11 protein-coding genes are annotated in these 14,297 nt (G+C 56.5%); 6 read left to right on the top strand and 5 right to left on the bottom strand.

Annotated features, from left to right (window positions below; translation table 11 throughout):
• Positions 1 to 1,310, bottom strand: a 1,310-nt coding sequence (locus tag CRO87_RS20865; protein WP_141398725.1) for a retention module-containing protein, incomplete at its 3' end; no start/stop codon positions are given.
• Positions 1,311 to 1,582: 272 nt separating this feature from the next.
• Here CRO87_RS20865 and CRO87_RS20860 point away from each other — a divergent pair.
• From CRO87_RS20860 to CRO87_RS20835, 6 genes are all read left to right on the top strand, one after another.
• Positions 1,583 to 2,929 (top strand): TolC family outer membrane protein, encoded by a 1,347-nt coding sequence (locus CRO87_RS20860; protein ID WP_097164838.1) that lies wholly within the window; start codon positions 1,583 to 1,585, stop codon positions 2,927 to 2,929.
• A 62-nt stretch (positions 2,930 to 2,991) separates the two neighbouring features.
• Positions 2,992 to 5,181, top strand: coding sequence for a type I secretion system permease/ATPase (locus CRO87_RS20855; RefSeq protein ID WP_097164837.1), 2,190 nt, complete (start codon positions 2,992 to 2,994; stop codon positions 5,179 to 5,181).
• Positions 5,168 to 6,529, top strand: a complete 1,362-nt coding sequence (locus CRO87_RS20850) for an HlyD family type I secretion periplasmic adaptor subunit (protein WP_097164836.1) — start codon at positions 5,168 to 5,170, stop codon at positions 6,527 to 6,529. The genes CRO87_RS20855 and CRO87_RS20850 overlap by 14 nt, the downstream gene beginning before the upstream one ends.
• Positions 6,519 to 7,196: a cysteine protease LapG gene (gene lapG, locus CRO87_RS20845; protein WP_369680104.1), complete on the top strand. Its 678-nt coding sequence runs from the start codon at positions 6,519 to 6,521 to the stop codon at positions 7,194 to 7,196. The genes CRO87_RS20850 and lapG overlap by 11 nt, the downstream gene beginning before the upstream one ends.
• Before the next feature lie 9 nt (positions 7,197 to 7,205).
• Positions 7,206 to 9,140 carry a LapD/MoxY N-terminal periplasmic domain-containing protein gene (locus CRO87_RS20840; RefSeq protein WP_097164835.1) on the top strand — a complete coding sequence of 645 codons (1,935 nt, stop codon included), beginning with the start codon at positions 7,206 to 7,208 and terminating at the stop codon, positions 9,138 to 9,140.
• Positions 9,141 to 9,157: 17 nt separating this feature from the next.
• Positions 9,158 to 9,496: a tryptophan synthase subunit beta gene (locus CRO87_RS20835; RefSeq protein WP_097164834.1), complete on the top strand. Its 339-nt coding sequence runs from the start codon at positions 9,158 to 9,160 to the stop codon at positions 9,494 to 9,496.
• A gap of 58 nt (positions 9,497 to 9,554) precedes the next feature.
• On the opposite strand, the gene phoH is transcribed toward CRO87_RS20835, so the two are convergent.
• The 4 genes from phoH to efeU form a co-directional block, all read right to left on the bottom strand.
• On the bottom strand, positions 9,555 to 10,343 hold the full coding sequence (gene phoH, locus CRO87_RS20830) for a phosphate starvation-inducible protein PhoH (protein ID WP_176504347.1): 789 nt from the start codon (positions 10,341 to 10,343) through the stop codon (positions 9,555 to 9,557).
• A gap of 623 nt (positions 10,344 to 10,966) precedes the next feature.
• A complete protein-coding gene (efeB, locus tag CRO87_RS20825) occupies positions 10,967 to 12,250 on the bottom strand; it encodes an iron uptake transporter deferrochelatase/peroxidase subunit (RefSeq protein WP_097164832.1) in 1,284 nt (427 codons plus the stop codon).
• Between the two features lie 4 nt (positions 12,251 to 12,254).
• Positions 12,255 to 13,382 (bottom strand): iron uptake system protein EfeO, encoded by a 1,128-nt coding sequence (gene efeO, locus CRO87_RS20820; RefSeq protein ID WP_097164831.1) that lies wholly within the window; start codon positions 13,380 to 13,382, stop codon positions 12,255 to 12,257.
• Between the two features lie 45 nt (positions 13,383 to 13,427).
• Entirely contained in the window at positions 13,428 to 14,261 is an 834-nt protein-coding gene (gene efeU, locus CRO87_RS20815; protein WP_097164830.1) for an iron uptake transporter permease EfeU, read from the bottom strand.
• Positions 14,262 to 14,297 lie beyond the last annotated feature (36 nt).

Here is a 14,297-nt window from a genome sequence, read left to right as displayed (position 1 = left end):
ACTGTGCCACTGATGGCGGTGAGCTTTTCACTCAGTTCAGCGTTATTGAGGTAACCGTCGCCGCCGATGGTGTCGATGGTTATCTCGACCGACAGAGGGCGCGGCTCAACCTTTGCCTCCGCTTTCGCATCAACCTCATTGCCATATTTATCGCTCAGGCTGATTTCTGCCTGCACCTTGCCGCCATCTTTGATCAATGAAGTTTCGACCGTCGTGCTCCACGTACCGTCGTGGTTCACCGTCGCCGTGCCGATCGGGCGTCCATCCATGGTCAGCGTGATTTCAGTGCCCTCCGGCGTGCCCTCACTTACCCTACCGCTCAGGGTCGTCGATTCCTCTTTCAACTCAGCATTGTTGAGGTAACCGTCACCGCCAATGGGGTCGATGGTAATTTTGACCGAAAGCGTTGCCTGCCCAACGCTGCCCTGCGCATTCGCCGTCGCTTCGTTACCGTGTTCATCACGCGTGGTCACGTTTGCCTCAACGTCTCCCGATGCCAGTAGATCGTTGGTATTTACCTCAACGGACCAGCGTCCCTCTTCCCCAACGACCGTCGAATACTCGTTGCCGTTGACGGTGACCGTCACGGTATCGCCAGGCTTAACATCATGCCCGGTAGTTCCGCTGACAAGCGTTGTGGGTTCGGCCGCCTCTTTCATATTGAGAATGTTGTCGGTCGCGATGGCATCGAGGGTGATACTTGCCTGTGGAAGCGGGGGCTTAACCGGCGGCTCCGGTGGCGTTACAGGGGGCTCTGGCGGATTCACCGGAGGCGTAACGGGCGGCACCGGCGGTGTCACTGGTGGTGCGACAGGCGGTAAATTGGCGTCACTCCCCGGGTCTGCCGCCGTATATATCAGCGTTTGTTCCTCTAAAGGTCCCGTGAAAGCCGCGTCTATGCCTGAAGTCGGATACCCCGCCGTCGGGTCGAGGATCTGCCCGGTAAGATCGAGCACCACGCTGCTGTGCCCGCCGCCGCCATCACCTGCATCTTCGGTTATCGCCGTCGGCGTACCCGCAGCCGTAGCTTCAAGGATTTGTGTCGGGTCGCCACCCTGGGCGATGGCCTGTTGAGCAGCGGCAAGATCCTGTGTCGATGATTCTGCGCTATTTCCGCTCCAGGTGCTGGCGCGCCCGAGATCGAGGTTTTTTCCATCCGGAAGAGTGAGGGTCACAGCGCCCTGCCCGGTCACCACCTCCTCGCCGCGCAGAAGCACCTCTCCTTCAATTGCCTGTCGCTGAGTGCCGTTTGCCCCAACAATCCAGACCTGCCCAATGACTGCTTTAATGGTTCCCATAACTGTCGACATAGCATTTCTCCCTGAGATGCAATAGCCAGTGTGAAAAGATAATTTACCGTTCCTAAGCCAACATCCATACACGAAAATATTGTCTTAATTACGAAATGAAAACTGAATAAATATAATTTAGAACGCTCCTTTCACTATATACACTCCCCCTTGCATTAGTAACGATACCTTTATGTTATTTTTGTAAAAGCACGTATTTTGGCGATTATCCATTTAACGATTTGGTCTATCTTAGCGAGCAACTGGAAAACAAACTGTGAAGGGAATGAATCATGAAAAAACACAGCCCTGTATTATATGCAGTATCACTACCTTTATTATTTAGTGGTGCGGCCTGTGCATTAACGCTGGAACAGGCCATTAAAAATACGCTTAACACTCATCCGGATGTCAGTGCTTCAATGAACAGCCGTTATTCTGCGGATTATGACTTGAAGGCCGCCAAAGGCGGTTATTTACCGTCGTTAAATCTGAATGCCGGAACGGGCTGGGAGCAAACGGACAATTCAACCACCCGCGCGGCGAACGATCATCGTCGTAACCTGAACCGCAGTGAATCTTCGCTCACGCTTACGCAAAACGTATTCAATGGTTTTGCGACCACCAGCGAAGTCGCCCGGCAGAAAGCCACCGTTAACTCCCGCGCCTACGGCGTCAGCAACAGCAGCGAAAACACCGCCCTGAGCGCCATTCAGGCTTACCTGGACGTTCTGATGCGCCAGCAGTTTGTGACGCTCGCTGAAGATAACCTGCTAAGCCACGAACGCATTTTCGATCAGATAACGCTGCGCACCCAACAAGGCGTGGGGCGTCAGGCCGACTATGAACAGGCGCAGGCGCGTTTGGCCCAGGCGCGGAACAACCTGCTGACCGAGCAGACCAACCTTGACGACTCCCGCACTAATTTCTTCAGCATCACCGGTACAGAAGCGCAGGATCTCATCCAGCCAGCCGTGGTCGCCACACCGGACTCGGTGCAGGAAGCACAAAAGGTGATGCTGGAAAACAGCCCGCTGCTGAAGCTTGCGCAGTCAGACGTCGAGGCCACCCGTCAGCAGTACGAAGCGTCGAAATCCACCTTCTACCCGAATGTGAATGTGGAACTGGGTCGCACAATGGATAACAACATTGACGGCACCCGCGGGCACAGCCAGGAGTGGCAGGCGATGCTCAGAATGCGCTACAACCTGTTTAATGGCGGTAGCGATAAAGCCAACATGACCTCTAATGCTTATAAACTTCGCGAAGCACAGGACGTCAGCAATAATGCCCGCCGGCAATTAACGGAAGAATTACGCCTGGCATGGAATGCCCTTGAAAATTCACGCAAGCAGGTGCCCATTGCCGAACAATATGCTGAGCAGAGCTATAAAGTGCGTGATGCTTATCAAAAACAATTCAGCATTGGTGAGCGAACCTTATTAGATTTACTCGACAGCGAAAATGAAGTCTTTACCGCACAGCGTCGTAATATTGAGATGCAATACGTAGAGCTGTTCTCCGGATATCGTATTAAGGCTCGCACAGGTGAATTATTAAAATCACTCTCCATTCAGCCTCTCTCCGCCAGTGAAGCAACCTGGGCAGAGTCGCAGTCGGCATTACCGGACTTGAAATAATTCGACGCAGCAGAGGGAATATCCTCTCTCTGCTGCGGCGGAGAATAATAAGGATATAAGCCATGGCACTACATTCAGTCCCTTCATCTCCCCACTCGCCCGCAGACGTTCAGGACGATCTCAATCTCGATCCCCGCCACCGTTACGACGACCCGCTTCTGGACAGCCTGCTGATTATCTGCTCGCTGCACGGGCGCGAGGCCAGCCGGGTATCGCTGACGGCAGGTTTGCCCTTGAAGGAAAATCGCCTGACGCCGGACATGTTTTCGCGGGCTGCCGCCAGGGCGCACTTTCGCACGCGTATGCTGAAACGTGAACTCACCACCCTCAGCGCCGTCTCCTTACCGGCGATTCTACTGCTGAAAGAGCAGCGCACCGCCGTGTTGATCGGCTGGAACAATCAGGGCCAGGCACGCATTATGTCCAGCGAAGTGATGGGCAGCGAAGTGCTGGTCGACGCGCACATCCTTGCCGAAACCTACACCGGTGTTACGGTATTCCTTCGCCCCTTACACCAGCGGGAGCGCACCAAAACGGCGCTTATCCCCCGCACCCGGACCTGGTTTCGCGATACCCTGCGGCTCTCCCGCACGCTCTACAGCGACGCCGTGGTTGCCAGTTTTCTTATCAACATCATCGCGCTGGGTACGCCGCTGTTCGTGATGAACGTATACGACCGCGTGGTCCCTAACCAGGCAACTTCAACCCTGTGGGTGCTGGCCACGGGGATCACCGTGGCCTTTCTGTTTGATTTACTGCTGAAGACGCTGCGCGGCCGCTGTCTCGATCTGGCGGGCAAGAAAACGGACATGATTGTCTCCGCGACGCTGTTCAGCCGCATTACCGGCATGGCGATGAAGGCCCGTCCGGCGCGGCTTGGCAGCTTTGCGCAAAACATTCACGAAATCCAGTCGCTTCGCGATTTCCTCTCTTCACTGACGCTCGCCGCCCTGATCGATATCCCCTTCACGCTCCTGATGCTGCTGGTGATTGGCCTGATCGGCGGGCCGCTGGTTTTTGTTCCGCTGGTGGCCTTTCCCCTGGCGCTTGCGGTGAGCTGGGCGATTCAGAAACCGCTCAACGACACCATCGACGACACCATGAAGCTCGCCTCTGAACGCCAGGCGGTGCTGATTGAAACCCTGAGCGGGCTGGACGCAATCAAGGTCAATAACGCCCAAAGCGAGCGCCAGTATCTGTGGGAAAACACCCTCGGCACACTCAGCAAAAAAGAGATTAAGGTCAAAACACTCTCGACGCTGGCGATGAACTTCACCGCCTGGCTGCAGCAGTTTTCCGGCGTGGCGATGATTGTCGCCGGGGTCTATCTGATTATTGACGGTAATCTCAGCATGGGCGGTCTGATCGCCTGTTACATGCTGAACGGACGCGCGCTGGTGCCGCTGGGCCAGCTCAGCGGCCTGGTCACTCGCTATCAGCAGGCAAAGATGACCATGGAAACTACAGAGAGCATGATGGATCTGCCACAGGAGCGCCAGGAGGGCAGCGCGCCCGTTGCCCGCGAAAAACTCGAAGGGGCCATTGCGTTTCAGGAGGTGGATTTCACCTACCCACAGCAGAAACAGGCTTCACTCCACCAGGTCAGCTTCGCCATTGCCCCCGGTGAACGCGTGGGGATCATCGGCCGCAGCGGGTCGGGCAAAAGCTCACTGGCGAAGCTGATGATTGGGTTTTATCAGCCCAACGCCGGGGAAATCCTGATTGACGGCATTGACGCCAGGCAGATTGACGTCAGCGACCTGCGCCATAACATCGGCTATGTTCCGCAGGATCTGCATCTGTTCAGCGGAACGTTACGGGAAAATTTACTGAGCGGCGCAGGCTATGTTGATGATGACGTGATGCTGCGCGCCTCGCGCCTGGCAGGCGTTCACCAGTTTGCCCGCAAACACCCGGACGGCTATAACATGCAGGTTGGCGAGCGGGGGCTGAATCTTTCGGGGGGCCAACGTCAGGCGGTCGTCCTGGCGCGCGCCCTGCTCCTCGATCCGCCCATTCTGCTGCTGGATGAGCCCACCAGCTCCATGGACAACACCACCGAAGAAGCCGTGCGTCGTGCGCTCGTCGAATGTACCGCAGGCCGCACCGTCATACTGGTGACCCACCGCGCCTCAATGCTGGCGCTGGTCGACAGGCTTATCATCCTCGACAGGGGGCGTATTCTTGCCGACGGTCCGCGCGATAACGTGCTGGCCGCGCTGAAACAGGGGCAAATCCATGCGAGTCATTAACGCTGTCATCGCCTTTTTTAAACGCCTCGCGTCAGGCGAGTCCGATAAACCCTTCTCCGTCAATGAAATAGAACGGACCATCACCGAAGGAGCTCCCCGCACTGCGCGCATCACGCTCTGGTCCTGCTTCGCCTTCATTCTGGCGTTGATTGTCTGGGCAGCCTGCGCCGAGGTGGATGAGGTCACGCGCGGCGAAGGCAAGGCGATCCCCTCTTCGCGCCTGCAAAAAATCCAGAACCTTGAAGGCGGAATTGTGTCGGAGGTGTTTGTTCATGAGGGGCAAATTGTTGAGGTTGGGCAGCCGCTGCTGCGCCTCGACGACACCCGTTTTCAGTCCAACGCAGGCGAAAGTGAAGCCGACCGCAACGCCCTGCTGGCCCGAATCTCCCGTCTTCAGGCGCAGCTTGAGGACAAACCCCTGACGCTCACGCCGGAATTAGAGCGCGATGCACCTGTTATCGCTCAGGGCGAACGTGAGCTGCTGGAAACCCAGCGCGTACGCTTTCATAGCGAGATAGCCGGGCTGGAAGAACAGCTGGCGCAAAAACGTCATGATCTGCTCGATTACGAAGCAAAGAAAATCCAGTTCAGCAACAGCCTCGGTCTGCTCCAGCAGGAAGTACGAATGTCAGAGCCGCTGGTCGCCGCGGGCGCCATTTCCCGGGTGGAAGTGCTGCGTCTTCGCCGCTCAGAGGTAGAAACGCGAGGTCAGCTGGACTCCGTGACGCTCGCCATTCCGCGGGCGAAATCCGCGGTCAAAGAAACCGAAAGCAATATCGCTGAGGCGAAGGGACGCTATCGCAGCGAAACCCTGTCTGAGCTGAATGAGGCGCGAACCAGCCTCAGCAAAATCGAAGCCTCCGGCAAGGCGATTGAGGACCGCGTTAACCGCACGCTGGTCACAAGCCCGGTGCGCGGCATTGTGCAGCAGATGCTGGTCAATACCATCGGCGGCGTCATTCAGCCAGGCAGCGAGCTGGTCGAAATTGTGCCGCTTGACGATACGCTGCTGGTTGAAGCCAAAGTCCGGCCGCAGGACATCGCCTTTCTGCGCCCTGGCCAGAAAGCGACAGTCAAGTTCACCGCCTATGACTACACCATCTACGGCGGTATTCCGGGCTCGCTGGAGCACATCAGCGCCGACACCATTACCGACAAAGAAGGCCGGAGCTTCTACCAAATCCGCCTGCGAACCGAACGCAATCATTTAGGCAATGAGAGCGATCCGCTGCTAATCATGCCCGGCATGGTGGTTTCCGTAGATATTCTGACCGGACGCAAAACTGTGCTCAGCTATCTGTTAAAACCGATATTGCGTGCCAAGGCCGAAGCGCTCCGTGAACGCTGATAGCAGCGTCAGGCTGTGCAGCCTCGGGCTGGCGTTACTGCTGCTATCGCCTGGCCTTTGGGCGATGTGGAACGCCAGCGCCGTCAATCGCCTGAGTCAGAAACTGTATGGCCCTGCTCTTCCGGTTGCACAGCAGAATATTGATGCATGGGCCGCACTCGTTCAGCAGCACGCCCAGGATGACATTCGGCAGAAGCTGGCCCAAGCGAATCAATTTTTTAACGCCCGCATCCGCTTTCGTGACGATAAGGTGGTCTGGCAGCAACACGATTACTGGGCCACGCCAGTTGAGCTGCTGCGCAAAGGTGCCGGAGACTGTGAGGATTTTGCGCTGGCGAAGTACTTCACGCTGCGGGCAATGGGCGTTCCGGTCGAACAGCTGCGAATGACCTACGTCAAATCCCTGACCCTGAATCAGGCCCATATGGTTTTAACCTGGTATGCCACGCCCGATGCCGTTCCGCTGGTGCTGGATAACCTTCAGAACGCCATAGTTCCGGCAACACAGCGCCAGGATCTGCTGCCGGTTTATTCGTTCAACGGTCAGGGATTATGGCTGGCCCGGCCAGCCGGAACGAGCAAACGCATTAACGACAGTAAAAAACTGTCTCGCTGGCAGGACCTTCTCGCCCGAATGCGGGCTGAGGGATTCGACCTTAAGGAATAGGACGCCGCTATGTCGCTTTATAAACAACTCGTGATGGGGATCTGCCTGTTTACGCTGACCCTCTTTTGCGCGAGCTTTTATCTGACGCTGGATAACGCCCGCGAACAGTACCAGAACCAGCTGATGGCGCACGCCCAGGACAGCGCCACGGCCTTGGGCCTCTCGCTGACCGTGAATATTGACGACCCGGTCATGACGGAGCTGCTGGTCAACTCAATTTTCGATCGCAGCTACTTCTCCCGCATTGAGGTGACCGATCTCACGACGCAAAAAAAACTGATTGAGCAGCGTCAGACCCCGCAGACGCTCGGCGTGCCAGACTGGTTCACCCGTCTGGTACAGCTGGAACCCGGTCAGGGCGAAGCTGTGGTGATGAAAGGCTGGCAGCAGGTGGCGCGCGTTGAGGTCGAAAGTCACCCAATGTTTGCCCTGGACCGCCTGTGGAAAAGCCTGGTCGCCAGCTTTTTGCTGCTGAGCGGCGGGAGCGTGGTGTGTGTGGCGGTGGGAATGGTGTTACTACATCGCCGCCTGCGCCCGCTTAACTATGTTGTTGAGCAGGCAATGGCCATCAGCCGCCGTGAGTTTCTTTATCTGCCCAAGCCGCCTGCCACGCCCGAACTCCGCCGCGTGGTCGAGGCGATGAACGTGATGGTCGCTCAGCTTAAAGCACGCTTCAGCGAACAGGCAAGCCGCAGCGAAACACTGCACCAGCAGGCCTATAGCGACAGCCTGACCGGGCTGCACAACAGCCGTGCCTTCAAAATGAAACTGCACTCCCTGCTTGACGATGACGAGCAGGCATCCGGCGTCTTACTGCTGCTTCGCGTGCAGGATTTGATCGGCCTCAATCAGCGTAAAGGAGGTGCCGGAACGGATCAGCTTCTCATGGCAGTTTCAGAGATCCTGTCCGGGCTTCACGAGCGTTTCTTCAACGGCAAAGGTTTCCTTGCCCGAATTCGTGGCAGTGAACTCGCCCTGATTGCCCCTGGCATCCTGCCTGTTGAACTGCGTAATCTGACTACCGCACTGACCACCCAACTCACTGCCCTGTATCACGCCGGGCTAAGCGACGTGAACCCCGTGGCCTGTTTTGCGCAGGTTACGCTGAGCCCCGACGATACGCCGCAGAAAGTGATGCTTAAAGCAGACCAGATGCTGACCATTGCGGAAACGGGTCTGCACTTCGTCGCAAACGATCCGTCGCTCAGCAACGATGACGATCGCTTCCACTGGCATGCACGTCTGGACGAGGTGCTGCGCAATGAGGCCTTTGAGCTTTTTTCTCAGCCGGTCTTCCGGTGCGATGCCAGCGGCACGCTGCTGCATGAAAAAATCCTCTCACGCATCAGAAAGCCGGACGGCGAACTGATCCCCGCCGGGCACTATTTGCCGTGGATCCACTGCCTCGGATTGGGGAAAAGAATGGACCAGGTGATGCTCTCGCTCACCTTAAAGGCGATGGAGCATAGCGAGGTTCAGATAGCCCTCAGCATTTGCGGCGAAAGCGTTGAGGATGAGGCCAGCATGGACGCCCTGCTGCTGCCTCTCAGACAGACCCGCGCTCAGGCCGCCCGACTGACGTTTGAACTGGATGAAAACGAGCTGCCCGCCGCAGAAAACGTCAGCCTGTTTGTCCAGAAATTGAACGCGCTGGGCTGCCGCCTGGGGATTCAGCATTTCGGCGGGCGTTTCCACCTGATTGGCAACCTGCCGCACTGGGGACTGGCCTGGCTGAAGGTCGACGGTAGCTTTATCCGCAACATCGATGGCGAAGAAGATAAAAAGCTGTTTATCGAAGCCGTTTACTGGGCCACGCGGCAAATCGATTTGCCTCTTATTGCTGAACGCGTAGAAACCGCCGGTGAGCTGGCAGCGCTGACCGACATCGGGCTGCACGGTGCCATGGGTCGCTTTTTCAGCGATGCAAGCACCTTCACAAAATAACGCACAGGAGAAAAGCGATGCATTTTATTCAAAGAGACGTCCAGGGACAGATAGTTCGCATCGAGGCCAGCGCCTTCCCGCAGGCGACGGAGCAGCGCACGCAGACGACGCCTGAAATCGAAGAGTGGTTTAAAAAAGAGGCGCTGCGCGCGGCGACACTGCAACAGCTTCAGCAGAGTGACCTTGAAATGGTACGCGTGCTGGAAGACCTGATTGAGGTGCTGATGCGAAAGGGCCTGCTCTCCATTACCGACCTGCCTCCCACCGCGCAAAGCAAGCTGATTAGCCGCGCCAAAGCCCGCCGCACCCTTGGCACGCTGGACGATTTAATCGCTGAGGATGAACCGCTGATTTAGCACCTTTCAGAAACAGCAAAGCCCGGTTTCCCGGGCTTTGTCATCAAAGGAAGCAGACTCAGTTGTAGGCGTGTAGCGTACGCTGGCAGAGCGCGGATCGCACGCAGTCCTCTTTACCGAAGCGAACGACACCGACCATATCGTCCTCTTCAAAACGCGCCAGCGCATCGCTCAGCCCTGACTGCACACCCCGCGGTAAATCACACTGGGTTATGTCGCCATTGACGATGACCGTCACGTTCTCCCCGAGGCGCGTCAGGAACATTTTCATTTGCGCTGCGGTCACGTTCTGGGCCTCGTCCAGAATCACCACCGCATTTTCAAAGGTACGTCCGCGCATATAGGCGAACGGCGCGATTTCCACCTTGCCAATTTCCGGGCGCAGGCAGTATTGCATGAAGGATGATCCCAGCCTTTTCACCAGGATGTCGTACACCGGGCGGAAATAGGGAGCAAACTTCTCGGAGATATCGCCGGGTAAGAAGCCAAGATCTTCATCGGCCTGCAGAACCGGACGGGTGACAATAATCCTCTCCACGTCCTTATGAATCAGGGCCTCTGCCGCTTTCGCTGCGCTGATCCAGGTTTTCCCGCACCCTGCTTCGCCGGTGGCGAAGATCAGCTGTTTACTCTCAATTGCATTCAGGTAGTGCGCCTGAGCTTCATTGCGCGCTTCAATTGGAGAATTATCACGGCAGTCCCGCGCCATGCCAATTGCTTCTACGCCGCCCATCTGCACAAGCGAGGTGACCGATTCTTCTTCACGTTGTTTGTGGCTCCGTGAATCCCGTCTCAGCACACGTTTTGCTTCGCGACGAGCTTTGATCACTGCTTTTTGTCTTCCCATGGATAGCACCTTGAGTTGTTGGTCAACATTACACGTGCCGGTTACATCAGCACGATTATGCGCACTAACGTCTGAGGTTTGGCTTCCTTGTAAGCCATTGCTTGCTGGTTGATGAGAGGTGATGACGCGACTACGCACACCGCGCATCACATCGGGTGATTCTTTAGCTTCTGCTGTGGAAGAGGGAAATTTAGTGGTGAAGAAGTCGCTGCCGGAGGTGTGACCCCCGCGCCGGGTGCTGCGGTTATGTTTGCTTTTCTGTCCAGTACAGGACCCAACCATTAGCGATCTCCTAAGTGAACGTCACTGCCGGGAACTACCGCTGTTGTATTAAGTACATCAGTAATTAGCATAATTGCAACATATTTTTTACTTAAACCTAACGAATCAGCCTCACTGTTCCCGATGCCAGTTTCTGACAACAATATTACAGAAATATATCAATGACCTGCCAATAGGGAAAAATGATGAACGTAGCGGGAGGGAAATTGTGTCAGAATGAAACAATAAGGCAGGTAATCATTTACCAGAGTCAATAACGCCCGGTGGCGCTGTGCTGACCGGGCCTACAAAGTTCAGTAGGCCCGCGCAAACGAAGTGCCGCCGGGCAGGACTTATTTGACTCAGGCTTCCAGCAACGTCTGGGCAAGATAGCCGGTTTGGGCTTTCACGCCGGGCAACACAAAGAAATACCCGCCACCGATGGGCTTGATGTACTCCTCCAGCGCTTCGCCGTTGAGCCGCTTCTGCACGGCCAGGAAGCCTTTCTCCAGATCGTGCTGATAGCAGACAAACAGCAATCCCATCTCCAGCTGGCCCGAGTTGCTGACGCCGAGTGAATAGCTGTAACCTCGGCGCATCATAAGGCTGGACTGGGTTTCCGGCGTGCGCGGGTTCGCCAGGCGTATATGACTGTCGAGCGCAATGACGTCGCCGTTCGGGTCTTTGGCATAGTCCGGCACGTCGTGCTCTTCTTTCATGCCAAGCGGCGCGCCTGAATGCTTATCGCGCCCGAAGATGGTCTGCTGCTCTTTCAGCGGCGTGCGGTCCCAGAACTCCACGTGGAACTGGATAATGCGCACCGCCTGATAAGAGCCGCCGACGGACCACGCCGGTTCCCCCTGCCCGTCCGTCACCCAGACGACTTCATCCATCAGTTTCGCATCTTTGCTGTCAGGATTGGCGGTGCCATCCTTGAAGCCCAGCAGATTCACCGGCGTCTCTTTGCCCTTGCTGCGCGCGGCGTGGTCAGAGATAAACCCTTCCCGCTTCCAGCGCACGCTCAGCAGATCCGGCGAATGCTTGATGATGTCGCGCAGCGCGTGGATGACCGTGTCCTGTGTATTGGCGCAAATTTGCAGCAGCAAATCGCCGTGGCACAGCGCCGCGTCCAGCGAATCATTGGGAAAACGCGTCATTCGCTGAAGTTTTTTCGGCGCAAGCGTTGCCAGGCCAAAACGTTCGTCAAACAGTGACTGCCCGACAGAAACCGTGATGGTCAGGTTATCCGGCGCGATATAAGGCCCGAGGATCCCCGAATCCATCGGCGGCAGACGTGGGTTTGGCGTATCGGGTGCCGGGCCGCCGGTGGTCAGGAAAGTGATGCGATCGGTAAGCAGCTTAAACAGACGCACCAGGTCGCTTTTGTCGCTGGCGAGTACGTCGAACGCCACGATCATCATCGACGCCTGCTGAGGCGTTAATACCCCAGCCTGATGCTGACCGTGAAAAGGCTGCGTCTCCATGCGCGCATCAGGCGATAACGTACCCGGCGCACTTTGCGGTTTTGCGGCGTGCGCGACCGGGCAGCCCCCGGTCAGCGCCAGCGCGCCTCCCAGCGCGCCGATATTTTTCAGTAAGCGACGACGAGACGGCTCGGTCACGTCGTGCGGTTTGCTCTGTGCCATACGCTTAATCCAGTCCGAGGATCCCACGCAGCTGCGCCAGATCTTCAGCAAGCGTCGTGATCGGCCCTTTCAGCGCGTTGCGGTCGGCATCCGTCAGCTTGTCATAAGTCTCGTAGCCGTCTTTTGTTTTGTACTTCGCGAGGATGGTGTCGACTTTCTTAAAGTTGGCATCCACTTTCGCCAGCAGCGCGCTGTTCTCTTTTTGCAGCTGTGGACGCAGCAGGTTCACGATTTTCTGTGCGCCGTCGACGTTAGCCTGGAAGTCCCACAGGTCGGTGTGGCTGTAGCGATCTTCTTCGCCGCTAATTTTGCTGGCGGCCACTTCTTCAATCAGGCCCGCTGCACCACCAACCACTTTAGACGGTGGGAATGCCAGCTCGCTGATGCGCTTTTGCAGCTCCAGCACGTCGCTGTTCAGCTGCGTCGCGTAGCCTTCCATCCCTTTCACCGAGTTGTCGGCAAACAGCGCTTTTTCCAGGCGGTGGAAGCCCGTGAATTTCGGATCTTCAGCTTTCTTCTCGTAGTCATCTTCACGGGCGTCGATGCTGCCGTCGAGGTCAGAGAAGAGTTCTGCGATCGGTTCGATACGCTCGTAGTGCTGACGCGTTGGGGCATAAAGCGCCTTCGCTTTTTCGATATCGCCCGCTTTCACCGCATCGGTAAAGGCTTTGGTGCCTTTTACAAGCTCAGCGGTTTCCGCCGTCACGTAGGTTTTGTAATTCGCAATCGCATCGCCGAGGCTCAGCACCGCGTTAGCTTTCGCTGCATCCGCCGTTGCTTCGCCTTTAACAACCAGCGTCCCTTTCGGGTTAGTGAGCAGGCCACAGGTCATTTCATACTGGCCCGGCTGCAGGTTAGCCGTCATTTTCTGCGTGAAGCCCGGCGCAATATTTTCGCGCTCTTCCACCACCATCACGCCTTTCAGAATTTCCCACTCCAGCGCTTTCTGGCTGTGGTTCTGAATGATGAACTGGGTTTTGCCTGAATTCACGGTGATGTTCATCGGTTCACACTGTTTGTCAGTGACCGTGACCTTAACCTGCGGAATATCGGCGGCCTGTGCGGCAAACGCAGAGGAGAACAGCGCAGCGATACCCAGCTGCAGCGCACTACGGCGGAAATTAATCGTCATAACCATCCCTTTTATTCAATAAGTATGTTGTAACTAATTTGCAGATTATGGTGCGCTGCGCGACGGCGTCGTGTCAGGGCGTGGCGGCAGTGCAAACAGCACCAGCGCCGGAATCAGATAGATAAAGTACACCGCTACTTCGCTGACGCTTGGCGCTTCCTGATAACCGAAAATGCCCTCAAGCAGCGTGCCAAACAGCGTGTGTGTCGAAAGGGTGTTGCTCAAATCAAAGGCCACGTCCTGGAAGTGGTTCCACAGGCCTGCTTCGTGGAAAGCACGGATAGCGCCTGCCGCAAGCCCGGCGGCCACCAGCAGAATAAACAGGCTGGTCCATTTGAAGAACGCGCCGAGATTCAGGCGAATACCGCCCCAGTAAATCATAAAGCCGAGCACCACCGCAGTGGCGAGGCCAAGCATCGCGCCGAGCGGCGGCCAGATGCCGAGATCCTGCTGAAATGCCGCCAGCAGGAAAAACACCGACTCCAGCCCTTCACGCGCCACGGCAAAAAAGACCATCAGGATCAGCGCCCAGCCGTGGTTGTTGCCCTTCTCGAGCGCATTATCCACCGCCTCTTCCAGCTGCTTCTTCACGTTGCGCGACACTTTGCGCATCCAGAACACCATCCAGGTCAGGATGAACACCGCAATCACCGCCACGATGCCTTCAAACATCTCCTGCTCTTTCTGCGGAAATTCACCGGTGGTTTCGTTGATGAAAATGCCCAGCCCTAAGCACAGCGCGGCGGCGAGGAATACGCCAATCCACATCACTCCAATCCAGCGGCCCCGCTGCGTGCGCTTCAGATAGCTGGCGATAAGGCTGACGATAAGCGCTGCTTCGAGCCCTTCGCGTAACATAATGAGAAATGGTACAAACATGCCTGAAACCCTTGAGTGTGAACCGCAGTCAATGGA

Source organism: Enterobacter sp. CC120223-11, assembly GCF_900215375.1.
Lineage (GTDB): Bacteria > Pseudomonadota > Gammaproteobacteria > Enterobacterales > Enterobacteriaceae > Scandinavium.
Note: the sequence above shows the minus strand (reverse complement) of the source record. Positions and strands in the feature narration are given on the sequence as shown.

Excerpts from the sequence above, each read along its gene's own strand:
- CRO87_RS20860 (WP_097164838.1), top strand. The coding sequence starts at position 1,583 with ATGAAAAAACACAGCCCTGTATTATATGCAGTATCACTACCTTTATTA.
- CRO87_RS20855 (WP_097164837.1), top strand. The coding sequence starts at position 2,992 with ATGGCACTACATTCAGTCCCTTCATCTCCCCACTCGCCCGCAGACGTT.
- CRO87_RS20850 (WP_097164836.1), top strand. The coding sequence starts at position 5,168 with ATGCGAGTCATTAACGCTGTCATCGCCTTTTTTAAACGCCTCGCGTCA.
- CRO87_RS20840 (WP_097164835.1), top strand. The coding sequence starts at position 7,206 with ATGTCGCTTTATAAACAACTCGTGATGGGGATCTGCCTGTTTACGCTG.
- CRO87_RS20835 (WP_097164834.1), top strand. The coding sequence starts at position 9,158 with ATGCATTTTATTCAAAGAGACGTCCAGGGACAGATAGTTCGCATCGAG.
- phoH (WP_176504347.1), bottom strand. The coding sequence starts at position 10,343 with ATGGGAAGACAAAAAGCAGTGATCAAAGCTCGTCGCGAAGCAAAACGT.
- efeB (WP_097164832.1), bottom strand. The coding sequence starts at position 12,250 with ATGGCACAGAGCAAACCGCACGACGTGACCGAGCCGTCTCGTCGTCGC.
- efeO (WP_097164831.1), bottom strand. The coding sequence starts at position 13,382 with ATGACGATTAATTTCCGCCGTAGTGCGCTGCAGCTGGGTATCGCTGCG.
- efeU (WP_097164830.1), bottom strand. The coding sequence starts at position 14,261 with ATGTTTGTACCATTTCTCATTATGTTACGCGAAGGGCTCGAAGCAGCG.